The 24,184-nt window shown below is 41.0% G+C and carries 29 protein-coding genes, 1 other RNA gene and 1 pseudogene; 11 read left to right on the forward strand and 20 right to left on the reverse strand.

What is annotated here, in order from left to right; translation table 11 throughout:
• Window positions 1–41: 41 nt before the first annotated feature.
• Window positions 42–329, reverse strand: coding sequence for an RnfH family protein (locus KGP22_RS17050; RefSeq protein WP_023325903.1), 288 nt, complete (start codon window positions 327–329; stop codon window positions 42–44).
• Window positions 319–756: a type II toxin-antitoxin system RatA family toxin gene (locus KGP22_RS17055; protein WP_014832955.1), complete on the reverse strand. Its 438-nt coding sequence runs from the start codon at window positions 754–756 to the stop codon at window positions 319–321. Before KGP22_RS17055 ends, KGP22_RS17050 begins: the two co-directional genes overlap by 11 nt.
• Before the next feature lie 156 nt (window positions 757–912).
• On the opposite strand from KGP22_RS17055, the gene smpB reads away from it, so the two are divergent.
• The 4 genes from smpB to KGP22_RS17075 all read left to right on the forward strand — a co-directional run bounded on the left by smpB (window position 913) and on the right by KGP22_RS17075 (window position 3,560).
• Window positions 913–1,395 (forward strand): SsrA-binding protein SmpB, encoded by a 483-nt coding sequence (gene smpB / locus KGP22_RS17060; protein ID WP_008502505.1) that lies wholly within the window; start codon window positions 913–915, stop codon window positions 1,393–1,395.
• Window positions 1,396–1,484: 89 nt separating this feature from the next.
• Window positions 1,485–1,848, forward strand: a transfer-messenger RNA (tmRNA) gene (gene ssrA / locus KGP22_RS17065).
• A 165-nt stretch (window positions 1,849–2,013) separates the two neighbouring features.
• Window positions 2,014–3,243, forward strand: a complete 1,230-nt coding sequence (locus KGP22_RS17070; protein ID WP_223580285.1) for an integrase domain-containing protein — start codon at window positions 2,014–2,016, stop codon at window positions 3,241–3,243.
• A gap of 128 nt (window positions 3,244–3,371) precedes the next feature.
• Complete coding sequence (locus tag KGP22_RS17075; RefSeq protein WP_131618338.1) at window positions 3,372–3,560, forward strand: hypothetical protein; 189 nt, start codon at window positions 3,372–3,374, stop codon at window positions 3,558–3,560.
• Here KGP22_RS17075 and KGP22_RS17080 read toward each other — a convergent pair.
• From KGP22_RS17080 to KGP22_RS17095, 4 genes are all read right to left on the reverse strand, one after another.
• A complete protein-coding gene (locus KGP22_RS17080; RefSeq protein ID WP_045328360.1) occupies window positions 3,544–3,993 on the reverse strand; it encodes a hypothetical protein in 450 nt (149 codons plus the stop codon). The two genes, KGP22_RS17075 and KGP22_RS17080, sit on opposite strands and share 17 nt — an antisense overlap.
• A 234-nt stretch (window positions 3,994–4,227) precedes the next feature.
• Entirely contained in the window at window positions 4,228–6,435 is a 2,208-nt protein-coding gene (locus tag KGP22_RS17085; RefSeq protein WP_223580287.1) for an AAA family ATPase, read from the reverse strand.
• Entirely contained in the window at window positions 6,362–6,850 is a 489-nt protein-coding gene (locus tag KGP22_RS17090) for a toll/interleukin-1 receptor domain-containing protein (protein ID WP_223580296.1), read from the reverse strand. Before KGP22_RS17090 ends, KGP22_RS17085 begins: the two co-directional genes overlap by 74 nt.
• A gap of 3 nt (window positions 6,851–6,853) precedes the next feature.
• Window positions 6,854–7,417, reverse strand: a complete 564-nt coding sequence (locus KGP22_RS17095; protein ID WP_045328357.1) for a hypothetical protein — start codon at window positions 7,415–7,417, stop codon at window positions 6,854–6,856.
• Window positions 7,418–7,763: 346 nt separating this feature from the next.
• Here KGP22_RS17095 and KGP22_RS17100 point away from each other — a divergent pair, with 346 nt between their 5' ends.
• From KGP22_RS17100 to KGP22_RS17120, 5 genes are all read left to right on the forward strand, one after another.
• Window positions 7,764–8,201: a hypothetical protein gene (locus KGP22_RS17100; protein WP_045328355.1), complete on the forward strand. Its 438-nt coding sequence runs from the start codon at window positions 7,764–7,766 to the stop codon at window positions 8,199–8,201.
• Complete coding sequence (locus KGP22_RS17105; protein WP_223580298.1) at window positions 8,170–9,345, forward strand: relaxase/mobilization nuclease domain-containing protein; 1,176 nt, start codon at window positions 8,170–8,172, stop codon at window positions 9,343–9,345. The genes KGP22_RS17100 and KGP22_RS17105 overlap by 32 nt, the downstream gene beginning before the upstream one ends.
• Window positions 9,346–9,569: 224 nt before the next feature.
• On the forward strand, window positions 9,570–9,842 hold the full coding sequence (locus KGP22_RS17110) for a hypothetical protein (RefSeq protein WP_072051073.1): 273 nt from the start codon (window positions 9,570–9,572) through the stop codon (window positions 9,840–9,842).
• 41 nt (window positions 9,843–9,883) lie between these two features.
• A complete protein-coding gene (locus KGP22_RS17115; protein WP_223580300.1) occupies window positions 9,884–10,270 on the forward strand; it encodes a hypothetical protein in 387 nt (128 codons plus the stop codon).
• An 18-nt stretch (window positions 10,271–10,288) separates the two neighbouring features.
• Complete coding sequence (locus KGP22_RS17120) at window positions 10,289–10,603, forward strand: cell wall-binding protein (protein ID WP_223580302.1); 315 nt, start codon at window positions 10,289–10,291, stop codon at window positions 10,601–10,603.
• 52 nt (window positions 10,604–10,655) lie between these two features.
• Here KGP22_RS17120 and KGP22_RS17125 read toward each other — a convergent pair whose 3' ends face one another.
• The 11 genes and pseudogenes from KGP22_RS17125 to KGP22_RS17175 all read right to left on the reverse strand — a co-directional run.
• Complete coding sequence (locus KGP22_RS17125; protein ID WP_223580304.1) at window positions 10,656–11,081, reverse strand: hypothetical protein; 426 nt, start codon at window positions 11,079–11,081, stop codon at window positions 10,656–10,658.
• Between the two features lie 96 nt (window positions 11,082–11,177).
• Window positions 11,178–11,564 carry a hypothetical protein gene (locus KGP22_RS17130; RefSeq protein ID WP_210172024.1) on the reverse strand — a complete coding sequence of 129 codons (387 nt, stop codon included), beginning with the start codon at window positions 11,562–11,564 and terminating at the stop codon, window positions 11,178–11,180.
• Window positions 11,565–11,578: 14 nt separating this feature from the next.
• Window positions 11,579–13,453: a DNA-binding protein gene (locus KGP22_RS17135; RefSeq protein WP_223580306.1), complete on the reverse strand. Its 1,875-nt coding sequence runs from the start codon at window positions 13,451–13,453 to the stop codon at window positions 11,579–11,581.
• Entirely contained in the window at window positions 13,450–14,754 is a 1,305-nt protein-coding gene (locus KGP22_RS17140) for a tyrosine-type recombinase/integrase (RefSeq protein ID WP_223580308.1), read from the reverse strand. Before KGP22_RS17140 ends, KGP22_RS17135 begins: the two co-directional genes overlap by 4 nt.
• A complete protein-coding gene (locus KGP22_RS17145; protein ID WP_223580311.1) occupies window positions 14,747–15,949 on the reverse strand; it encodes a site-specific integrase in 1,203 nt (400 codons plus the stop codon). Before KGP22_RS17145 ends, KGP22_RS17140 begins: the two co-directional genes overlap by 8 nt.
• 295 nt (window positions 15,950–16,244) lie before the next feature.
• Window positions 16,245–16,544, reverse strand: coding sequence for a hypothetical protein (locus tag KGP22_RS17150; protein WP_223580313.1), 300 nt, complete (start codon window positions 16,542–16,544; stop codon window positions 16,245–16,247).
• 20 nt (window positions 16,545–16,564) lie between these two features.
• Window positions 16,565–16,771: an AlpA family transcriptional regulator gene (locus KGP22_RS17155; protein WP_000795663.1), complete on the reverse strand. Its 207-nt coding sequence runs from the start codon at window positions 16,769–16,771 to the stop codon at window positions 16,565–16,567.
• Window positions 16,772–17,051: 280 nt separating this feature from the next.
• Window positions 17,052–17,897, reverse strand: a complete 846-nt coding sequence (locus KGP22_RS17160; protein WP_223580315.1) for a DUF6387 family protein — start codon at window positions 17,895–17,897, stop codon at window positions 17,052–17,054.
• Window positions 17,898–18,331: 434 nt separating this feature from the next.
• Complete coding sequence (locus tag KGP22_RS17165) at window positions 18,332–19,378, reverse strand: methylated-DNA--[protein]-cysteine S-methyltransferase (protein WP_223582462.1); 1,047 nt, start codon at window positions 19,376–19,378, stop codon at window positions 18,332–18,334.
• Window positions 19,362–20,138: an isocitrate lyase/phosphoenolpyruvate mutase family protein gene (locus KGP22_RS17170; protein ID WP_223580317.1), complete on the reverse strand. Its 777-nt coding sequence runs from the start codon at window positions 20,136–20,138 to the stop codon at window positions 19,362–19,364. The genes KGP22_RS17165 and KGP22_RS17170 overlap by 17 nt, the downstream gene beginning before the upstream one ends.
• Before the next feature lie 158 nt (window positions 20,139–20,296).
• Window positions 20,297–20,494 (reverse strand): annotated as a pseudogene (locus KGP22_RS17175) (nucleotidyltransferase domain-containing protein); the annotation flags it as partial.
• A gap of 386 nt (window positions 20,495–20,880) precedes the next feature.
• Here KGP22_RS17175 and KGP22_RS17180 point away from each other — a divergent pair.
• Both KGP22_RS17180 and KGP22_RS17185 read left to right on the forward strand, forming a co-directional pair.
• Window positions 20,881–21,237, forward strand: a complete 357-nt coding sequence (locus KGP22_RS17180) for a hypothetical protein (RefSeq protein WP_008502540.1) — start codon at window positions 20,881–20,883, stop codon at window positions 21,235–21,237.
• Between the two features lie 105 nt (window positions 21,238–21,342).
• Window positions 21,343–21,903 carry a YceI family protein gene (locus KGP22_RS17185; RefSeq protein ID WP_115876103.1) on the forward strand — a complete coding sequence of 187 codons (561 nt, stop codon included), beginning with the start codon at window positions 21,343–21,345 and terminating at the stop codon, window positions 21,901–21,903.
• Here KGP22_RS17185 and KGP22_RS17190 read toward each other — a convergent pair.
• From KGP22_RS17190 to KGP22_RS17200, 3 genes are read right to left on the reverse strand one after another with little or no spacing between them, the layout of a single operon-like run.
• Window positions 21,895–22,686 (reverse strand): hypothetical protein, encoded by a 792-nt coding sequence (locus tag KGP22_RS17190; protein ID WP_223580319.1) that lies wholly within the window; start codon window positions 22,684–22,686, stop codon window positions 21,895–21,897. The genes KGP22_RS17185 and KGP22_RS17190 overlap by 9 nt on opposite strands.
• On the reverse strand, window positions 22,683–23,213 hold the full coding sequence (locus KGP22_RS17195; protein ID WP_223580321.1) for a sigma-70 family RNA polymerase sigma factor: 531 nt from the start codon (window positions 23,211–23,213) through the stop codon (window positions 22,683–22,685). The genes KGP22_RS17190 and KGP22_RS17195 overlap by 4 nt, the downstream gene beginning before the upstream one ends.
• 7 nt (window positions 23,214–23,220) lie before the next feature.
• Window positions 23,221–23,748 carry a tetratricopeptide repeat protein gene (locus KGP22_RS17200; RefSeq protein ID WP_023294382.1) on the reverse strand — a complete coding sequence of 176 codons (528 nt, stop codon included), beginning with the start codon at window positions 23,746–23,748 and terminating at the stop codon, window positions 23,221–23,223.
• Between the last annotated feature and the right edge of the window lie 436 nt (window positions 23,749–24,184).

Below are 24,184 nucleotides of genomic sequence, written 5' to 3' on the forward strand. Positions count from 1 at the left end.
TCCCCTCGCCGCTTTGGGGAGAGGGTAAGGGGAAGAAAGCGCTACTTACTGGCCTTCTCCGCGCGCTGACGACGCAGCTCTTTCGGGTCGGCAATCAGCGGACGATAAATCTCCACCCGGTCGCCCTCTTTCAGCACATCGCCCAGCTTCACCGGACGGCTATAAATCCCGACCTTGTTCTTCGCCAGGTCGATATCGCTGCGAAGCTCAAGTATGCCGGAAGCGCGGATCGCCTCTTCTACGGTTGCACCCTCTTCCAGCGTCACTCGCTGCAGATACTGCTTTTCCGGCAACGCGTACACCACTTCTACAGCAATCTTATGCGACACTGTAAACCTCTTTGGCGCGGGTGGTGAACGCCTGAACCATATTCGATGCCAGCTCTTTAAAGATGCGGCCAAACGCCAGCTCAATCAGCTTATTGGTGAACTCGAAGTCCAGATGGAACTCAATGCGGCAGGCGTCAGCGCTCAGCGGCGTAAACTTCCAGCCCCCCATCAGGGTCTTAAACGGACCATCCACCAGATGCATCAAAATACTCTGATTGCTGGTCAGCGTATTGCGGGTGGTGAACGTCTTGCTGATCCCCGCTTTAGAGACATCCACCGCCGCGGTCATCTGCGTCGGCCCGGACTCCAGAACGCGGCTCCCGGTGCATCCCGGAATAAATTCTGGATAAGACTGAACATCGTTCACTAACTGATACATTTGTTCCGCGCTGTAAGGCACAAGCGCAGTACGGCTAATCTGAGGCATAGCATTTCCCATGGTCACACAACGGACAAATAATAACATTTATCACCTGTTAAAAAAACGCTAAGCCTCATCTCGTGCTAAGATAGCGCGTTAGACCTCACAGGACGCAATGAGGTGACTTTTTGAAATCAGATTACCGACGGCTTTACGACACTTATGACGAAGAAAAAAGCACATAAACCAGGCTCGGCGACCATTGCGCTCAACAAGCGTGCTCGCCACGAGTATTTCATTGAAGAAGAATTCGAAGCTGGCCTTGCGTTGCAGGGCTGGGAAGTAAAATCGCTGCGCGCCGGGAAAGCCAACATCGGCGATAGCTACGTGATCCTGAAAGATGGCGAAGCCTTCCTGTTCGGCGCAAACTTTACGCCGCTGACCGTCGCCTCCTCACACTACGTGTGTGACCCAACGCGCACGCGTAAATTGCTGCTGAACAAGCGTGAACTGGAATCCCTCTACGGACGCATCAACCGTGAAGGTTTCACCGTGGTCGCCCTGTCTCTGTACTGGAAAAACGCCTGGTGCAAAGTGAAAGTTGGCGTCGCGAAGGGTAAAAAACAGCACGATAAACGCACTGACCTGAAAGAGCGCGAATGGCAGTTGGACAAAGCGCGCATTATGAAAAACGCAGGACGTTGATTCTGCACACTTATTGTACTATTCAATAAGTTAGCGTTCCGGGCTGGTATCCAGGAAGTGAAATCTGGTATACTCAGTTCAACACTATTGGGGCTGATTCTGGATTCGACGGGATTTGCGAAACCCAAGGTGCATGCCGAGGGGCGGTTTGCCTCGTTAAAAGCCGCAAAAAAATAGTCGCAAACGACGAAAACTACGCTTTAGCAGCTTAATAACCTGCTCTGAGCCCTCTCTCCCTAGCTTCCGCTCTTAAGACGGGGATCAAAGAGAGGTCAAACCCAAAAGAGATCGCGTGGAAGCCCTGCCTGGGGTTGAAGCGTTAAAACTAATCAGGCTAGTTCGTTAGTGGCGTGTCTGTCCGCAGCTGGCGTGCGAATGTAAAGACAAACTAAGCATGTAGTACCGAGGATGTAGAAATTTCGGACGCGGGTTCAACTCCCGCCAGCTCCACCAAATAATGATGTACTGAAGTTCAGTAAAGTCTACTAAGCCCGCATGGAACCAGCCTTGCGGGCTTTTTTACGTCTATTGTAGTCTAGTGAGAATTGCTGAGAACTATCACTTATGGCACCCTGAATGGGACCCACAACGAAGGGTCCTAAAATCGAGGGTCCCAAAATGGCAAAAATCGCTAAGAAGCTCACTGACACTGAAATCAAAAGCACCAAGCCAGCCGCCAAAGAAATCAACTTGTTCGACGGGGATGGTTTGATTCTACGAATCGCTCCTTTGGCGAAAGGTGGCAAGAAAAATTGGTATTTCAGGTATGCAGTACCAGTAAGCAAGAAAAGAACAAAAATGAGCCTTGGGACCTATCCTCACCTTACCCTTGCAAAAGCCAGAGCCTTACGAGATGAAAATCTCTCCTTACTTGCAAATGGTGTTGATCCCCAAGTCCATAACAACAATAAGGCGAAGGCATTAAAGAGTGCTACTGAACACACTCTTCAAGCCGTAGCAAGGAAATGGTTGGACGAGAAGGTAAAGACCTCAGGTATCTCACAAGACCATGCAGAAGACATCTGGCGAAGCCTGGAGAGAAATATCTTTCCCGGATTGGGTAATGTTCCTATCAATGAGATCCGGCCTAAACTCTTAAAGCAACATCTTGACCCAATTGAGCAACGAGGAGTCCTCGAAACTTTACGGCGAATCATTTCCCGATTAAATGAAATTTTCCGTTACGCAGCAACTGAGGAACTTATCGAATTCAATCCGGCTGACAACCTTGGGCAACGGTTCAGTAAGCCTAAAAAGCAGAATATGCCTGCATTACCCCCTTCCGAGTTACCCCGCTTCCTATTGGTGTTAAACAATGCCTCTGTTCGTTTGGAGACACGATTGCTGATTGAATGGCAGTTACTGACCTGGGTTCGTCCTGGTGAAGCTGTTCGCACAAGATGGGCTGATATAGATATCGATAACTCAATGTGGAACATCCCGGCTGAGTTTATGAAAATGAAGAAGCCTCACAAAGTTCCACTAAGCAAAGAAGCTTTGAGAGTCCTAGAGTCAATGAAAGCGATAAGTGGGCATCGTGAATGGGTGTTTCCAAGCATAAAGGCTCCTCTTAACCATATGCATGAACAAACAGCGAATGCGGCCATAATCCGCATGGGCTTTGGGGGAGAGCTTGTAGCCCATGGAATGAGATCAATTGCACGAACGGCCGCAGAGGAGTCTGGTAAGTTCAGAACAGATGTCTTAGAAGCGGCTCTTGCCCACTCGAAGAAAGATGAAATAATTGCAGCCTACAATCGTGCAGATTATCTCACAGAACGGGTGGTTCTCATGCAATGGTGGAGTGACTATGTTTCGTCGCAAAAATACAAATCCATTGCTGCATAATCAAAAAGTGTTTTACAACGGATATCTATAAATTATAGAACCAATGTTTACTGCTAATTTTTGTAGACAAGGCTAAGATAGAAAGATAACTTATAACGGTTTTCACTTGTTATAATTGAGGAAAGATAATGGGCAATTTTGGTAACAGACATCCAAAGCAATACTATGAAGTGGTTGAATTTAAGGAAAATGGAAAAACTTTATATTATATCTGCATAAAAGGAACCCAAACAAAGATACAACCTGAAAAAAGTTTTGAGCATTACGATGAAGCTTTAGAAGCCTGTAATGCCCTATCAACTAATCCGTTAATTTAACAATTTTAATTAAAGGTCTGGTTTTATTGTTATTCTTATGAACATGGTAATGTTCAATCAGAGCATTGAACTCTAAATGCGATGGAATCAAAGAGGATTGACCATACATACAGAAATACCCGAATTCTAGACGATTATATTTCTGTTGTGGAATAAATCCTTTTAATGGACTTTTCCCCTCAGGCCACTTGTCTAAGGTTTCAATGATAAAATTACTTTGGTCTGTGGCCTTCACTGTAATCAATGTGTTATTTTTTAAATCTGAAAGAAATGGGCAAAGAATAGTATGCTCATATATTTCATTCCTTTCAAAAACGAATAATCTTCTTTGCATTGGTGTTATGAAATCATTAATATCCATAGCATGTTGGGTACTCGTAATTTTCTTCAGATCATTTGGCCACTTGTATAATACTTCAATTTTATATTTCATATATATCCTCATTTTTATTTCACAAATATCACATAAAAAGCAAATGTCAATCTTGTTGAATTAAAGAGGATAAATAAATTTATAGCAAATGCATGAATTAACTTAATGAATTATTTAAAAGGCGATAAAAACAACACTATAATTATGTTTATTCCTAAAGTGACTCTAAAATCATTATCATTTTTATTTATGTTAGGCTCCATAACAAGCAAGCCTTAACTTTTTATTGTTCAGCTATTTATCTAACTTAATTTGAGGGATTTTCATTGCATTTCTTTTTTGAAGTGAAACTTGATCCTTAACCGGAATTGACAATTTCTCCGCTATCCAAGCTTTATCTTCATGTTTGGTATAATGCATATGCAAGTGAGTAATCAAAATCTCTTGCAATAATCTTCTGGTCATTAAGTTATCTTTAACTTTTAACCACACACTCTCAATGTCTTCTCGATTAATTTGTTTTGTAAATTCGAGTTGGATAGTTATTTCCACTAGCTTGCTTATTTCAGAACCAAATTTTTTAGAAAGACTTGAATAATAAGCTGTCAACTCTTTGTGCCCGACTGAGTGTGCAATTTTTTTTATAACATTCAAAGACATAATATAGCTATATGTCCAATAAAACAGACTTGCTTCTTTAGCAATCTTCTCAGTTGTCCAACTCTTTTTTTCTGAAATTAATCTGTGAACTTCAGCTATGATCTCATCTTTCAATTCTCTCGTTATAGAGTAATAGAAATCTAAGTATCTAAACCCAATAGAATAGGTTTGCGCACCAAGTTTTTCAAGCTGTGGTATAGGAATTGAACCTTTTCGATTCCTTATAATTTGTCCCAAAACTTCTAATGCTTTATAGGAGCGATTAACATCTAATAAATCTTTATTTACGGCTTCGATATCTTCATTATCGTCTTCATCATCATTAAAATTATAATCACCATTACTTGAAGTACTCGCCCTATCTATTTTATCTTTCTCGATCAAATAGTTTTTTCGCTCTTCCTCGACATCTTTGCTTTTATCCATGACAATTTTAGGAATTTCAAAAGCCATTTCGTTCAGAAAATCTACATCTTTTTTCCCTAAAGTAGCTTCTTTATGATCTTTGAATATATTGCTTAAAGTGTCGCTTATTCTATCAATAATGACGCTATCACGAGTGTGATGCGTTATAAAAATAAGGATGTTAGCGCATTTTTCAGTATGGATTTTACTACATAATTCGTCAATCACGAGTAATGATTGCTCTATTGTTAACTCTGTTATTTTTTTTGCAACAAAGAAATAATATATATACTTATATTGGAATCTAACTCGCTCATTCCATACCTGGATAATTTTAGATTTAGTTAGTTTATCTGAAACTTCATCATGTGAGGCTAAATAATAGTTATTTGAGTAATAAACCTTAAACTCTTCAAACTCTTCTTTTATTATAGAATGATTTCCCTTTCTAAAAATAAAATATGCTAACTCGCTCAGGTAGTTGAAATAATCATTAAGTGCATCGGCTTTAACATTTACTTTATTAAATGCCTGAATAATTAAAGAATGATAACAGTGGCCATATGATGTTAATGCAAAATTGCTTTGAGTATTAGACTCAAGGATTTGCAAAATCATAAGGATAAATATAGGCTTGCTTGGCACGATATTTTTCATTAATATTGAATCAATATTACGAATCATATTATCAACATTACTCTGAAAATCTTCTATAAAAGATGTTTCATCAATGCCTATTGTATTCCATTTCTCAACTAACTCAGCTTTCTGTAAATGACTAAACTCAGTTATTTCATACGTTATAAATTGATCGAAATCTTTTAGGAGTTGCTCTCTAAATCTAAGTTTTGAGTCTGAAATTGCAACTATACTTCCATAAGTTTGAGTAATGTTACTTATCAAATGTCGCTGGAATTTCTCATTCATAGGCGACTCAGTAATATCATCAATAATTATGATAATTTTATCGGCCTGAGGGAGTTTCCCGCTGGAATATTGTTCCAGAAAAGCATTGCTGATTACAGTTTCAAAGTCTGCAACTTTCTTAAACAACTCCCCCTTCACCAAAATCGGAAAGTAACCTAAGCTATGATAATCTTTGAATAATGTTTTCGCTAAAGTAGATTTACCAGATTGCTCACTACCAATGATTAAATTTTTATTATTCAAAACTTTATTTATATTAAGAGCATTTTTAGCATTTACAAAAACATCATAATCATCGAAATCATGCTTATTTCTTTTTAGGTCCGGATATATAAACAGATCATCTAAATATAGTACTTCTTTTTTTCGATGTTGTATGGTGAAACCCAAATCAGAAAGATATAAAGCGAAAGCTTGGTTTAATGAATTTTTGTTTTCACTTTGAATGGAGACAACTTGTTGTAATTTTCTTCTTATCTTTAATATATGCAACCACTTCTTCAATTGCATTGGCAATTTCTAGATAAGCTTTATTATGATTATCATAAGAAAAAACCGGGTGTGCATCATCAGGAACAGCATTGTACTTGGATAACTTTGACTTTTTGAAAGTACAATAGTCTAGAATTACAGGAATGATTCTAAGTTCATCATCTTCTCCCTTTCTTGCCAGAGCCTTGCTAACTTCTATTTCAGTACAATATTTAGATGTCAAAAAATCCTGAGTTATCAGAAAAATAAAAATATCGCTTTCATCTATTTTCGCTGAGATGACATCATCAAACTGATCTCCGGCCAGTAATTCTTTGTCATACCAAACTAACATATCCGTGTTAGGTTCAAGATATTTCAGTATGCGATCCTTCTCAGCTTTATTCGCATGAGAGTAGCTAATAAAAACTTTAATTTTATCTTCAATTTCCATATTCTATTTTCTCAAGATGTAAGCTATAAGGTAAATAACATATATTGCGGCAAAAGCAATATTGAGATATAAGTAAGCATCGGGAAGATTATGCAATCTAAAATCAGTCACTATTTTAAATGAGATTATCAAAATTAATGATACTGGAAATGCTCTTTTATAAAAAAAACCAATCATTTTTCTGAAACGATTGTTATGAGATTTATAAAATTCACTTTCGAAAAGGAATATTTTCGTATTAGGATAATTTTTGTTAATTTCAGCTTCGAGCATAGCAATATACTTATATTGCATATCAATAAATATGCAACACTGTGAATACCTTATAAAAAGAACTAATGAGGTTAGCCAAAATGTTGAAAGTAACAAGGCATTACCCGGCAATGAGTTCTTATCAACCTTTACATAATTAATAATTATAGAGTTGAGAAAATCAATATTTACACTTTGAACAATGATTAACATTACAGAAAGAATCAAGAGTAAAAACATCAAATCTCTTTGATTGTTAGCAGACTTGAGCCTATCAATGTTAAGCTTGTAATGTTCATGCAGTGAATCAAGCATTTTAAAATTTCTTAGTATAGTCAATGAATTGCAAGAAAATACATCAAATGAAACAAAAATTCAACACGTTTATGAGTCAAATCCTATAGCCAATTTTAGCATAATAAATTCAATCACATACAGCACCGCCCACTAACATTAGGACATACCAGCAAGAGCTAATTTATAGAAGCGGTTGCACCGTTCTATAAAGCCCTTGCTTTTCTTGCTTCCTTTCAGTCAGACAATAAAAGAACACCTACACAATCAAGGTTGCTGATTGACAAACTACTAATTAATTGTATAAATGATATATGAAGCATACGGATTATGCTTATCAATCAGTAACATATAAAATGGAGTTTATATGAAAGAGAGTATTTATACAGATAATATAGATCTATCCAAAACTTCCCGCCGTGGTGGTTTTAATAAAAGTAAAATTCCTTCAGAAGCAGTAAGAAGCTATTGTGTCAGTGTCCGATTGAATGTTGAAGAACTGCAACTCCTGAATATAAAGCGAGGCTCTTATAAAAAAGGAGAGTGGCTTCGTATGGCTTCCCTTCAAAAGCTGCCTCCTGTTATACCAACGATTAATACCAAAGCCTGGAAAGCTTTAACTGATATATCGCAAAAGTTAAATCGAATTGCGACCCATATCGATGGTAAGAGCAAAGATAGCCAGCTTACTCATACAGAGCTTTTCGCTGTGAAGCGACAACTTGAAGAGCTTCGTCATAACTTGTTAAGAACAGATTTTTGGAGTATCCCTCGTGAAGGGTATGCGGAAGATCAAGAGGGGTAAAAGCTTCGCAGGTGTTGTTCAATATGCATTGAAGCCGGGAGCACATCATAAAAGCGATCCAGTCGTCATTGGCGGGAACATGTTAGGTGATTCAGCCTCTAAACTGATCACTGAATTTGATGGCACTAAACAGCTTCGGCCCGATGTTCAGAAACCAGTTTGGCACAACTCGCTACGATTGCCTGACGGCGAAACATTATCAAATGACCAATGGGTAAACATAGCAGATGACTACATGAAGAGGATGGGGTTCAGTGATACTCACCTCCGTTGCTATGTCTTACATGACGACGAAGGCCAGCACATACACATTATCGCCAGCAGAATCGACATAGCCGGTGGGAAGCTCTACTTGGGTAGGAACGAAAACCTTATAAGCACACGGATCATTAGTGAACTCGAAATCGCTCATGGTCTGACAGTGACCAAGACAGCACCATCCCTCTCAAATACACAACCGAAGCGGAAGAGAATCTCTCGAAACGAACAGAAGCTATCAGAACGGACTGGTGTTCCCTGTCCCAAGAAATCCCTTCAACAGATCATTGATAAAAGTTTGGCTGATAAGCCTGACCTTCTTACTTTTATTAAGCGACTCGAAGATTCAGAAGTCGGCTGTAAGGCCAACATTGCTTCTACCGGTAAGATGAACGGCTTCTCTTTCGAATACCGCAATATAGCTTTCAAGGCATCTCAACTTGGAAAGGCATACTCATGGGTAAATCTTCAAAAGCAGCTTAACTACAAACAAAGCCACTTAGAAGTTCTTCGAGCGACAAAGGAAGCTATCCCTATCCCTATCCCTATCCCTATCCCTATCCCTATCCCTGCTCCTGCTCCTGCTCCTGCTCCTGCAACAGTTTTGAAAACCGCTGAGAGAAAGGAAAGTATCGGTAAAAAAATTGCAGAACTGGAACTACGGCTCAGAGAAGACAAACGGAACGAAATCGTAGAAAAGATTCTTCAAAAGAATGCAGTCAAACAGCAAAAGCATCTCAGGCTCACCGGCTGGATTCCCTTTTTACAACGGCTCATAGAGCTTCTCAGAAAATATGGAAGGAGCATCCTCCACAAGGTTCCTACAAACTTCTCAGAAGTCTATTCAACACATCATCTGAAACCCGCAAGAAAAATTCGTTTATAGACAGCTAGTTGTAAACACCTTTCGTAACCACACTCTATTCTCTAGTAATAGATTTGTGTTTAGTCAAGAAAATATTGATCGTTATTACAGATCGATAAACTAGTTATGATAGATAATACCTATCAAGCGGCAACCATCGATCGGTACAAGCAATTTTACTAAAGCGAGTCGGTCATCGAGAATCTCTGTAAACGCACCATTTAATCTTCCAGATAGGGATAGCTATGGAAAACGAAACAATAAAGTGCCCGTTCTGCTTTACACAAAGCCCTCATGGTGTGCGGATTTGCAAAGGCTGCCATGCAAAGATCGCTTACGGTGAAAGCCCGCTCAGTGTGGCATTCCTGTTTCAATTCGTTGCATTTGGTCTCGCGTGGTTAGCATTTTCGTGGACTGGCAGCACTCTTGTATCAGTCATTACGTTTTTCGTAAGCATCATTATTCTTATCTATAAAATTAAAAAAACGTATGCAGACAGAGTTGTTTTTTTACGGTGAAATTAATTTCACACAACCGCAAACCTAAAATGAGAAAGTAAATGAACCTATTTATAACGTCCTCTTTTTTTATTATTGTCTTCCTGCTTTCTGGCTGTTCAACATCAGGGAACCAGAACCTTAAAAACGAAACACCACAAAGCCTTCAGTCAAAGATCATTAAAAACAAAACAACTAAGACGGAATTACTCACTAAGTTAGGTGAGCCTGATACAAGAACCACACTCAATGACGGAAATGAGCAGTGGAAATATTTCATGTCTAACAATCAGTTCAGTGCAACGACTTTCATTCCAGTTGTGGGTCTGTTTACTGGCGGTTCTCAGATTCAGTCTAAAACTCTTGAGATCGACTTCAAGGGAGAGACTGTAAGTAAATGGACTTTCTCCTCTGATAACAACAACACCAAAACTGGTATTCTTAATTAACAATTTTTGGATAAGAAAATGAAAACATATTCAATCCTCACAGTTATCCTTACCTCATTTCTTCTAACAGCATGTAACAGTGAACCATCGCAAGACGATATATACAATGCTTTCAAAAGTGTTGTAGATAAATCAAATGCCAGTATGAAAGCTTTTGATTCAAGCATTTCAGAAAAGGATCTTTTAAGAATCGATTATGTGAAGAAAGTAAGCTGCACAGAAGAAGCAAACAATGTTTATAACTGCATTGTCGATGCCTCTATTAGTAATATGAAACAGACAAGGCCTGTTAAGCTTGTGAAAGCAGATGGTATCTGGAAAGAAGTTCAGTAGTAGCCTGTATCAATAAGTCTTTTTTAGCCCCTGCTCAGGGGCTTTTTATTGCCTATAACCTGACGGTTCTTACGCGAACTTCACGGGTTAACTCTTTCTCAATTACTTTCATTTCATATTGTGCTCTGACAGTAGCATAGATTTCTTCTGCTTTTTCTTGATTGTTATCTATGTAATTAACAAGCGAGTTTAGTTCCCTAATAACTCCTTCCTTGTTATTTAATCGTTGTAGAAGATTGCTTGTCAGACTTTTGTATACCGAGCTAAACATAGTCATTATGTTATCAATATTACGATTGGATTTGGAATAAATCCTTTTAGGGTAGAAATATTTTAAATGGTATCCCACAAAAAATAGGTAAAGTTGATATGAAAAACTTTTATCTCCGGGATGGTATCTTTTTGAGATATACTTATCGACAATAATGATAAGTTGCTCTTCCAGAGTAAACTCTGAATTGATGATGTTTTTGTCCATAAAATGCATCCTTGCATAATTGAAATAGTCTTCCTGACCATATATTTATATTTATCGTATTTATTTAACTTGTCAATAGGTGTAACCTATCAAATATTATTTTTTATTAAATGGTCTATTCAATTGTTCCATAGTGAGACCATGCCTATAAGCATTATACTGCCAATAGCTAAACTGCTCTTTGTATCTATTGTTCTGTTTTTTTAACATTTCATTTTCGGCTTTAAGATTTATTATTTGTTGTGCCGCAATCGTTAAGTTAGCTGGCTTTTTAAGGCCAGATTTTTTCAAATTAGACAAATTTTTCTTTGATCTATATGCTTCAACAACTTCATCATGAGCACTTAAAGATTGCCTTGTGATAGTTCTGTTTAAATTCTTATAAACTGATTCACATAAATCACTCCATGTGATTTTGCCGTCCCAAGTCAATATAATCTGTGTGATTACCTTTATTTCACTCCTGTTCAAATGTTTTGCCATAAGTATCTCCTGTTTTAATTATTCAAAAGCTTATTAATTCTTTCCAAATTTTTTTCATGGTGTTGCAACCATTTGTCTGCACCATAATCACCATTTTCATAAGCGATCTGAGTTATTCTCTTTAATTGCATTACTTTCTCTCGGACAGATTGCAGTCTAATTCTATCTACTGAGTTAATGTCCGGTGTTTCATTATCACATTCAATAAGATGATTAATTTTTGCACAAGGCTTGATTAAATAGTTATGTACACAGTAACCAAATTCAGTTAAGTGTATTGCACCTTGATTAAGGTTATCAAAATCAATTGTCAATTCATTTGTGGGTATTGACTCCCTTTGACAGTAATTACTCCTATTCAATTTAATAGCTTTGATTTTATCTAACATATCTTCTTCTGACACATGGTTATAAACTCTGTTCTGATTCGCATTGATACGACCAGACCATTTAGCTATATCCAGTTCAGACATTTCACCATAATGGGCTATTGTGTTTAAAAGGTGCCGTGGCTGGTGTGAGCGAATAAGTAGTGGTTTACCTTCATCATCATAATACCCATATCGGGAAAATATATTTTTATAATTCATCTCATAGCTTTTTTTTCTTTGTATATCACTGAAAAAGAAACTTTTAGTAGGTTTGTAAAATGTGAAAATTGAAGTCATTCTTGATAAAGAAAATTGATCAGTATTGAGCAAGCATAAAGCATTACTAAATTTTATGGATTTTTCTTTATCATACCATGGAAAGTCTCTGCTAAAATTAGACCTAATAATTTCCCACAAATTACTCAATGAATAGTTGTAATCATTGTGGTTTAAGAAACTTTTCCCACCATCCAAACTCGTTCTTTTAATTTTTAAAACACATGATTTATGATCAAATAAATTATACCCCAGTGCATGGCAAACTTGTACAACGGTCAATTTAGCTTTTTCATCGACTGTTGGGCAAAGCTCATGTCGGTAAAATTTATCCGGGTACTTTTCGCACCAGTAAGCAAGTGCTCTTGCATTTTGTGATAAGGAAAGTAATCTTCTAATTGCTTTCTTTGCAACTGGTATCATAACCCGTGGAATCCATTTGATATTAGGACCATACCCTTTTACCGAATAAAATCTCAATCCATATCTTTCGATACCCTTGCCATCTATTTGTGTAATCTCACAATCAGCAGGTAAGGCTAAAATCTCAGAGATTCTGCTCGGACAACAAAGTAGAAGTGCAAATACTGAACTTGTGAACTTATCCCTTGGACTCAGTAACTCATCATTTTGAGAAAAAATATCAGCAATAGCGAGCAATGCCTCTTCATCTGGTAACTTATCGCTTCGGTGATAATCCTCAATCTCAGGAAGATAATTGTTTTTGACTTTCTGTTTTACATAGTTTTTCCATGAGATATATCCTGACTTCACAAGATTATGTTCATATAGAAACTTTGATATTTTTTCAAGCTGTATTCCACATTTAGCCAAAACGTTACCTTCAAAATATTTACTCCCGATCTGCATTGCCTCATCAAAAACAACGGCTGTAACATTATAAATGAGACCAGTGTTCTGAACCTGCAAAAGGGCCTGTTCGAGGCATCGCAAAGCCATCATAATAACCCCATAATTTTTTAATGGTTTCAATGAGTGTTGATATCTGATATATGCTTTCGCAAAATTGATATAATCTTCGTGCATTGCATCAATGGAATCAAAGACTTTATTTCCAACCCCTATTTTTCTAAATGTGACATATCCTTTCCATGCATACTGCTCCCAATCCTGAGTTTGGGTTAGTCCGGGCAGTTGATAGCGACAAAATTTTATGAACTCATTATAATTTTCTTCTACAAGAATATGTTTTTTTGATTTGAACAAAATAATATTATTCATAGTTGATTCACCTCACTGCGCTCAATCGGAATAAAAAACATACATTTATTGCAAGGAAATCCTGAATTCTGACTTTGGCATCTACTTGAAGAAAAAAATCTGAAATGACTACTCTTTTTAGATTTGATTCCGTTCATAAAAATATCAGCGACAAATGACAATTGTTCTGAAACAGCGGAATCAATCCTTTCAACACTGTCAGCATGATTTTTAATATAAATACCCGCACTTGAAGTAGAGGAATGATCCAATAACTCAGCTATAGTATTAACATTATGCCCATCCTTAGCCAGCATAGTTGCTATTGTATAACGAAGCCTACGAGGAGTAATATTTAGTATCGAACCGGTACGGTTGGATATTATATTCCCAATATTAACAATACCTTTCAATGCTACATTAGCAATTATAGGCTTCGCATATAATTTATTATATTCCAGAAGAATTGAACCTGTTATGGATAAATCTGAGAGTTTTTCCTCATTTAAGAAAATAGGAACTTCTCGTTTAGAATAATCATCAAGAGTTTTTCCAAGAGCTTGCTCAACGAGTTTTACTGATTGATTAGCTTGCAATTGAACAATTGATGCAACCTCTGATATTATTGCAAGTTCTCGATATCGTAGTTCTTTACCCCGTTGTTTAACTCGTGGCACTGAAATTACATATTCTACTTTGCCATTATCTAAGTTCTTTTGAAGAAGGTCTTTATATTTCAACATAACTAACTGCTGAGGTCTTCTACCTGTAAGGCTGATCAATAGTGATATTGCATAATGTGGCAGTGACAGTTCACCTTTTCTATATGCATGATTCATAGCCTTAATCAAAGAAGTATATTCTTCTTTAGTTAATGGTCCCTCTGTTGGATCATCTTGAAGCACAGACTGACCAGATTTTTTTATCTTTAGGTCCAAATGCTTTAACAGTTCTACCGCACTTTCATCTATTCCTGGATATCCTAACTCAAACCATTTAATCAAAAATGGTCGTAAAACGCGAAGTGATGCTGGGGCTTTTGATAATTTCTTATTTTGATATCCAATTAGAACCTTATCATCAATATGAGTAGGAGATACTTTACGGATAAGACTCTCCATATTTCTAACAATATTCTTCACATACAAATAGCTGTTGCTATTGAAATAATATTGTACTGTATATACAAATCCACAAACCAAATTTTCGTTCATAGCATATATTAAGTTTGTAAGATTGATTCCATTGTTTTCAATCGCACTGACGATTTTATGCTCATGCAAAGACATTTTATCAGAGTTATATTTAATTAAATTATTCATCAAATTCTCCTTTGAATAGTTGCTCTTGTTGTTGAAGTGCAGTTTTTTTCGATAGCTCAAAAATATGCCTGCGATTATAAATCATTGAAGTTTCTGAACCCGGTCGCCATCCCATGAGATAAGAACGGATTTGTTGCTCTTTTTCATCGGATATGTCCTGATTCTTGTCTATTGCTTTCGAAAACTCATAATTCCATGTATGTCTGAGTTTGTGACCTGTCAATCCCCCTAGAAGTGAGGAGGATTGACGAACAACACTCACCACTTTGTGATATGAAGAAAATGAAATAGGTTGCCCTTGAGTTTTTCCTTCCTTATAAGTAATAAACAGGAAGTCATGTTTATTAGAATTTTTTATCTTTCTTCGTTCATTCATAATATAATCTGAAATTTCAAACATGAGCTTTGTATCAGCAATTAATTTCCTCTCACAAGTTTTAACTAATGGCTGATACACTCGCGGATCTGTTTTATCATTTGCTCTTCTTCTTATTGCAATTGTCGATTCTGCAAAATCTATATCACCAATTCGCAGATTCAAAAGTTCACCTGCTCTCAGGCCAAAACAGTATAATAGCAGGAATATTAGATTGTTTCTTTTTTGCACTTTTTCTGAAAAAGGATTTAATTTACTACCCGGTGCAAGAGTGCTAAACAAAGAATCCAATTGTTCTTTATCTAAGCTTTTTTCTATATCCATATTATATTTATCATTGTTTCTCGGTTTCTTTCGTTTTATGTTGTTAATGAAATCTAAAATATATTCGAGAGTATCCTTCTGTCCTGTATGAGAAAGATGTATTTTGCACAGCCATTCCAGATAGTTAGCTATGGTTGTAATCCGAAAGTACTTAGTTGGTTTTTTGACATTTGAACTCCTAAAATTATCATCCTCGCCATCTCGGAAATTGAATGAAGTGAATTCAATCAAATTTTCAATTTCATGAGGAGCCAGAAATATCTTTTTCTGAATTCTTTCATCAATATTGATCTCTTTCCTCATAAAGAATCGATATAACAATGAAATGCTACCGGCAATTACCTTCATTGTTGATATAGACTCTGACCGATTCCTGACCTGTGTTGTTATATACAAGTTAGGATAATACAATGGTTCACCAGTATTTTTATTTACAATATGACAATATCTCTCACCATTTTCGAACATAAAAGAATCCACACAAATACTACGCATATTTTCCTCCTAAACTTTACAAAAAGTATAATTCCAATATATTAATAATAAGCATTTCGTAGATTTACAAATTTATTTGAATCGATTAAGTCATTTAGTTAAATTAAAACAGTGAGATAGACGATTATTCCTGTCAAATTATCATCTGGTAGATCTAGTTATTATTATGTACACCTAATACTTGTAAAACTATCTCACTGCCTTGCTAATAAACGGCAACCACAATAATGTAAATTATTCTGTAAAGTTTTAAGATAAATTATCCAGTCAAACTTTACATTTTCATAAAAAGCTCTTAGTCCATTAGATATAAAATTATCCGCTTCGCTAGAAGTTTCATTTCATCAGGACATTTAATTAGAGAGAACCAGGTCTCGTAAACATATATTTGTTTGCAAACATTAAGCTCAGAGATCGAGTTTAAAGGTTCTTTCAAATTTCCTACAAGGTACTGACTGAGCCAGTAAATGATTTCTTTATTAAACTCGTTATTGGGTAAGTCATAAATCACTTCTTGGTCAAAGATCTTGTAAAAAAGATCTCCGCATAAATTGCACATATGGTTTTCTTCGCTTACAAATTCTTCGATATTCATAAAACCGCTCCTATGTTCAATTAAGCAACATTATTTCGACTTGTTTCGATAACAGACTGAATCCAGGTATCAATCTCACTTTCAACGAAAGCTACTGCACGACTTCCAATTTTGACAGGAGCAGGAAACTTGCCATCGTTGATCAGACGATATATCCAGGCTTTTCCGTAGCCAGTTCGTTCGAGAACTTCTGGTAATCGTATGAGGCGGGTTGCTTGATTTTTCATTTCGTTATCCCTTGTCGTTGCAGTGAAGTCACTATACGAACAGTTGGGAAAAGAAAAGAGCGAAGCTCCTGAAGCGGAGGTTCTTCGCAGCTATGCAAGATGGTTTTCTCGAAGTTGGTGCCGTACAGAACAGGGGAACTTGAGAGAAGCTGAAATTCCCCCGTTTTATAGCAAGTGTCAAAATGGCCGGTTTAAAGTAAAAATCGCAAAAAAAAGCACCATTCACAATGATGCCTTTAGTTAATTTTCACTATTAAAACAAATAGTTATAGATGTAATTCTAATCCGATAGTTTCATTACATCAGAGACTTTCATTTGCTTCAAATGGCTATTTTTGTTCATGAAGTAATGAAATTGTCGGATAAAGTCAATTGTGCAGGATTTAAGAGCCAAAGGCCTGTCGGTATCTTTGATTTGGCTAAACTGCCTCATTTCGCTTTCTTCGTCATCGTCCGTATATAGCAGTCTGGATAACCTGTCGTCAGAGACACGGATTTTTTTAACGGCTGCCCACACCAAGATATCCAGCATAGGTATCACACGATAACTGATGAGTTTCTTGATAGTTCCATACCCAAAGCGAACTGATTCTAAAGGATCTGGTTCGATACCTTTGATTTTACGCCACTGCGGTAATGCAGCTTTAAGCGACTCTGCAATCTCTTCGTCTGTGCCACTTGCCAAATCAATCTCGAACATGACTGTTCGTGAAAACTGATCTGGCATAATATCTGAAAGTGATTCTTCCCGAAGATCTCTATTTATTGAATAATTGTCATCACCATCCCAAACAAAACCTCCGCGTTGCATAGCAATGATGCTCGTTTCAGCAAGGCGATCAAGAGTTGTTAGAAAAAAATGGGGAGGCTGAAAAAGTTTGTTGGCAGGAGTCATGTATCCCAGTTGCCCTTCTTCAATTAAAAAAGGATTGCCACTGAAAATTTTTGAGAAGTAACCCATAAGAGTTCTGCTCTCAAACTCTTCTCGATACTCCTTAAAGAACAAGTTCCGAGCCCATATCTCATGGTAGAACTGGAGCAATGAGAGGTCTTCAAATTTGCGATATGTATCAATCTTAAACCAACTCTTGATGTCTTTTGTATGCTCTGGTGACCAGTTGTTCAAAATCCATTCTCCACCTATGCTGGTACTGCCCTACGGATAGAATTCAGTTTTGCAGAAAAACTACCGCATTCACTAATCGGTGAAAAGCAGATCCTGCTTGCGCAGTTCAGCTACCAGCAGGGAGTTGAACTGAAGAATTTGTTTCCTTTTGATACAATTCTCCAATCCGCTAATCGTGAGAACACATACCATTAAGATTTATGGTTCCTTTTTAGAACCACACATAAAATTCAAAGTTTAAATAATATTTAAAATCAATGGAATGAATGGTTAATTACAGGGACGCCAGCCCAAAATTCTCCATCGGTGATTACCAGAGTCATCCGATGAAGTCCTAAGAGCCCGCACGGCGCAAGCCCTGCGGGCTTTTTTGTACCCTCAACATGTCCCGCGAAGTCCGTAAAATTTCCCGGCGACACAGAAACATCACGCCATTAAACATTATTTCTCTCATGCTCAATGAGCCATTCTTTGCGTGAAATCCCCCCTCCGTAACCTGTCATCGCGCCATCTTTTCCAATTATCCTGTGACAGGGGATCACAATCGCAATCCGGTTGGCACCGTTAGCGGCAGCGACGGCGCGCACAGCATTGGGCTTATTAAGCCGTAGTGAAATGGCCTGATAGTGTGAGGTCTGTCCATAGGGAACAGCACGCAACGCATGCCAGACGGATTGTTGAAAATCACTGCCCGGAGCATCTAAAGCCAGATCAAACTGTCGGCGCGTTCCGGCAAGATACTCGCCGATCTCTTTTACTGTCTGCCGGGTATGGCTGTTTTCGCCGGTGACGATTCTGGCGTTAAATAAACGCTGAATATCGCGGAATTCTGTTTCTAACATCCGGCGATCGGTAAACTCCAGCAGACAGACTCCCCGCTCTGTCGCGCAGACAAACATCGGTCCAAGCGTCGTGGTAAACCGGTGAATGACTATCACCTGGGTTGCCTGAGTCGGCGCTGCGCCAGTAAGCCGCTTGTAGGTATAACCAAAGCCGCTAAGCGATTCATAGCTATTGTCCAGCGCAACATCAGTCGCCGCTCGTCCACTTTTTAGCTCCTGCAGGGCAACGTTCACCCGCTGCATTCGCTGGAAAGCCTGAAAAGTGATGCCGTGATGTTGCAGGAACCAGCGCCTTAACCGCTCCGGGCTGATGCCATGCTGACGAAGCTCCGCGTCTGCTACACGGGATTTGATATCGCGCCTGACAAGCGCAAGCGCCTGCTCAACGAATAATGGCGCGCTGTGCGCATTTTCCGCAGGTCTGCAGACCTTACAGGGACGAAAGCCGTCCGCCAGGGCAGATTTGGCATCTTTATAAAATTCGACATTTTCGCGCTTGGGCTTTCGCGCCCGACATACCGAAATGCAGAATACGCCAGTGGTTTTGACGCCAACAAAAAACACGCCAGTGTAGTCTGAAGCACGTTCAAGTAATGCCTGATACCAGATATCACACAGATTTTTATCGGTTATTTTCATCACCAAAAAGTCCTTCAAACGTCTGACGAGATCGGATCGCATGCATGACATCAGTCAGCGTTGACTGCATCGCTGAATGAACAAAATTGCCCATTGAAATGCGGCTTACCCCGGCCCGTTTCAGCCTGTCGAATGGCGGAAGATCGGGCATACACATGACATTCAGAGGCAATCCCGTTGCCTCTGCAATGAGGCTGATGTCTTTCTCTGACGTCAGGCAGGGAACAAAAAGGCCGTCAGCACCTGCAGCTGTATAGCGTTGACCCCGTAATATCGTCTCCTGCAACGCGTCTTCATGCCCGAGCAGGTAAGTGTCAGTCCGGATGTTCAGAAACAAGCTGTAATTTTCGCTTCTCAGCGTATCGCATACTGTTCTCAGGTTACGGGAAAAATCAGAGGCATCGTCAAGCTGACGAACCCCGTTTATGACTCGGCTGTCTTCGAGGTTAACGCCTGAGACGCCTGTCTGAGCAAGGCGCCGCAGATTGTCTGCTATCTCTTCGGCTGAATCACCATACCCTGCTTCCATGTCAACGCTCAATGGCAGGCTGCTGGCAGCCCGGATCCGGGTGACCATATAAAATAACTCATCAAACGGCACTCGCTGCCCGTCGTCATATCCCAGTGTGGACGCTATAGCTGCACTGGACGTTCCCAGAACCTGGTAGCCTGCTTTTTGCGCTGCGACAGCACTGGCGGCATCCCAGACGTTGGCGATAAGAAGAGGCTCATGCTGATAGTGGCGTTCTGCAAAGTTCATATTCATATCCTCTCGATAGATTGAAAATGAATCTAAGCACTCAGGAAGAACCTCACAACCGAAATTCAGACGACCATTTTTTAGCAAACGTCGTCTGAACATGGGGGGCGGAACAGACCAAAACCTTTCAGGCCCGGGCTCCGGCTTTCAGCATGGCTAAGCAGACGAGGCTCTCCCACATGTTCCCCGGTGAAAGCATGGAGCAGGTGACCCAGTGTTCCGGCGAGCACAATACGCTGAGCCATGATTTCGTCATAGTAGAGAGGGTCTACCACAACAACAAAATCGAGATCGGAGTATTTATCAAACCCGCCATGAACAAGCGAGCCGCCAGCGAGAAGGGAGTGAATCTGCGATCATTCCACCACAATCACTACGTCCAGCCCTGACAGAGCTCATTCATCTTCTCGCTTGAGAAGCTACCCTCTCCCTTTGACCAACATCAACGACACCGCCCCACCCCCTATGGAGAATAAAAAAACACCCCCACCCAGCGCTACGGAATAGCCGCTCACCCCGGAAGGAGCCCCACCATGTACAGACCCATAACCGTCATAATATTCATTCTCCTGACCCTCGCCGCCCTCGCGGAAATAGGCGTTTTATCCTTTGGATAATCCTCAGGCGAAATACCCCTCATCGGGGCATGTTGATCTCATTACAGTTTTTTCCTAAAGCCATCCCGTTTCGCCTGTGCCATGCTGAATCACGCTCATAACCGATAACGTTAAATGAGGATATTATGAAAAAAACAATTATCGCATTATCTGCCGTTCTGCTGGCTTCCCCAGTATTTGCTGCGACCACACATGCAACTGACGATACCGTCGCGGCGGCGAACGCAAACGCCAACGAGGCGAAGCAAAAACTGCACGAAGAGCAGAACAAAGGTGAAGAGCTGAAGCTGAAACAGAAGCATGCTGCGGAAGGTAAAAGCGAAAGCTTTGGCAGCAAGGTCAGCGAAGATTCCCAGAAAGCCTGGCATAAAACCAAAGAAGGCACCGAGAAAGGGTGGGATGCCACCAAAGAAGGCGCTGAGAAAGGCTGGAACAAAACCAAAGAAGGTGCCAGCGAGCTGGAAAAGAAAGTCACTGAGTAAATATTTATGCTCGCAAAAAGGTCGCGCTTGCGGCCTTTTTTATTTCTTCGAATATAATTAGCACCTCGGGCGTTTACGCAGTGCGCATTTATCGGAGAAACCACTATGTATCGCCTTTTGGCCTTTCTGGCCGTTCTGCTGTTATGCCCTTCCCTGCATGCTGCCCCGAAAAGCTACATTATCGACACCGATAACACCGCCATTCGGCTGTCGTGGCATGCCTTCGGCGGCATCCTCTCCTGGGCGACATTCAGCGGCGTGACGGGAGCCGTAACGCTCAACCCGGAAAACGACGTCGACGATCATATTCACGTCACCATTCCCGTAGCGACTCTCGTAGCCTCAAACAAGCTGCTCACCTGGCAGCTCAAAAGCGACATGTTTTTTGAATCCGAGCGTTACCCGACTATCGAGTTCATCAGCTCTCGCGTGGTCGCCCAGGGCGACGGGCGGTTCAGGGTGTTCGGCACGCTGACCGTGCGAAACATTGCCCGTCCGGTGATCCTGGAGGCCATCGTGAAAAACCCGCATGCGCAAGCCCTCACGCTGGACGCCACCACGGCGATCTCGCGCGCGTCCTACGGAATGGATAAGTTTGCCCTGGTCGTGGACGATCGAATTGCCATTGCCATTGCGATTCAGACGAATAAAGTGCCGTCATCCTGAGATCAGGCGCTGTAGCTGCTCCGCGTTTCCCCGCAGATGTGACGGCGGGTTGCGGCCAATCAGGACAAACTGGTAGCCCGCATCCTGCCACCACGCCAGGTTCATGCTGTGCCGCTTCTCCTGGCGGAGAGAGGCCGTCGCCTTTTCATCAACCGGAGAGATACAAAGCGCCATCGGGCCGTAGTCGGCGTTGATCCAGGCAATCTGCGCGATCGAGGTGGTTTCATAGCGCAGCATTCGCACCATTTTCAGCTCTGCTCCCTGAAGGACAAGCTGCAACATGTTCAGCTTCAGGCCGATGTCCTGCGCAGCCCGTTCCAGCCCGCGCTGCAGGACCGGCGTCGCGCTGTCCATATCCAGCAGCGTCTCGACGCTGTACAGGGACATATATTGCGCTTCGAGGTCGCGGATATGGGCATTCTCATCCGCAGGCACAGCTGCGGGACGCAGCAGGTAGCCCAGCCCGGAGCCAACCATCAAAAAGCTGACCGATGCGGCAATCAGCGCCCGCCTGCTGACGCCGACCGGCGAGGAGGATTGTGGATCGGGAAGAGCTGCCAGACGCGCCTGCATTGTCTCAAGAGGCGCGTCATCCAGCAGGGAGGCAAACGCTCCGGCGTAATCCTGGCTGCTTTTCATCAGTTCATCGGTTCGCCCGGCGAGGCGTTCGTCTTTTTTCAGTTGTTCTTCAAACTGCTGCGCGTCGGCGCGGCACATCTCGCCATCTATCCAGGCCACGATAGCGTCGTCGTTATAGGGCGGTACAAAACGGTGCGCGTTCAAGAGCGTTTCTCCTTTACCGGAGGCAGTGCGTCAGCGGATCTGGCAAGCCGAGCCCGTGCCGTCGCCAGCCGGCTCATAACGGTTCCGATCGGCACCGCCAGAGTGTCTGCCGCCTCCTGGTAGGTAAAGCCTTCGACATAAACCAAAAATACCGCGTTGCGCTGGGCTTCAGGCAGCGCGTTGACGCGCTGCATCACCTTAAGGTAATGCAGGCGTGTCTCATCCTGTTCACGGGTGTCCAGTGCCATAAGCTCGTCGCTGGCCACAAATCCCTGCCCCTGACGCACGTGTCGTGCCCGAAGTTCAGAGATCCAGATGGAGTGAAGGATCGCGAACAGCCACCTGTCTATGCGTGTGCCCGGCGTATATTGGCTGCTTCTTTCAAGCGCACGCACGCAGGTGGACTGAACCAGCTCTTCGGCGATATCCCTGTTTCGCGACAGCACCAGCCCATACCGCCAGAGACGCGGCAGGTGTGCGGCTAACTGTTGACGAACCTCACGGGTAGCGATGTGTTTTCCCTCCACGAGAAAATCAGGATTCCGGATGTCCGTTGATAGCGGCCTGCAGGTCGCGATACTCCTCACAGGACTGGCCACAAATACCGGCAATCACCTTCAGCTGTTCTTTCGCGAGGTCCGGGCGTCCTTTTACCATCCACGCTTCACCGAGATATTCCCGGGCTTTGGCATAATCCGGGGCGATAGCCAGCGCGCGCTGGTAGTAACCAATCCCTTCGTCCGTGCGGCCCAGTTTGCGCGTGGCGAACCCGCGGTAGTTCCACGCTTCAGCCGTATTGCCATTTTTCAGCGAATCAAGCAGGTTCAGCGCCGCCTGGTATTCTCCTTTCTTCGCAAGATGGTACGCATAGTTGGTTTTGTCCTGATCGCTGAGGCTGCTGCTCTTGTCCGGCACGCATTTCTGTGTGGCGCTGTCATACACCTGTCCGGAAGGACAATCGGGCGTTTTGCTCTCGGTACTATTATTGCCCATGGCCAGCGCCAGTGGGGACAGCAGGGAAAAAATCAGCACCGGGATCAAACGAAACGAGGTCGTGTTCATACAAAGCTCCAGGGTAAGAAGGAAGTGACGTCAGTTAACGCCCGACTGACGATTTTTATTCATTCTCCCCGTATTTTTTTTGTTGTCGCAAATTCATGCCGACATCGTAGCCGCAATGGAAATATATCAGGTTATTTTACCCTTTCCTTAACGCTATTCATTTCGCGTGATAGCAGAACTTTAACCCCGCATAAGAATATATTTCATTGTGCGAGTGATATAATATATTTTATATCAAAAATGTTACCCTAACTTAAATGCATATTAAGCGCACTTAAACAACAACGTTAATCATTATATTGAAAATGTCCCCTACCAATTATCATACTGCGTTAATCATATTTATAATCAGCATCACAATGAAAAAACAAAAGCATATAAAACAATATCTTATGCAATTTAAATTATTAACACCCCCCGTATATTAATGCCCTCT

Source organism: Enterobacter sp. JBIWA005 (assembly GCF_019968805.1).
GTDB classification, from domain to species: domain Bacteria; phylum Pseudomonadota; class Gammaproteobacteria; order Enterobacterales; family Enterobacteriaceae; genus Enterobacter; species Enterobacter vonholyi.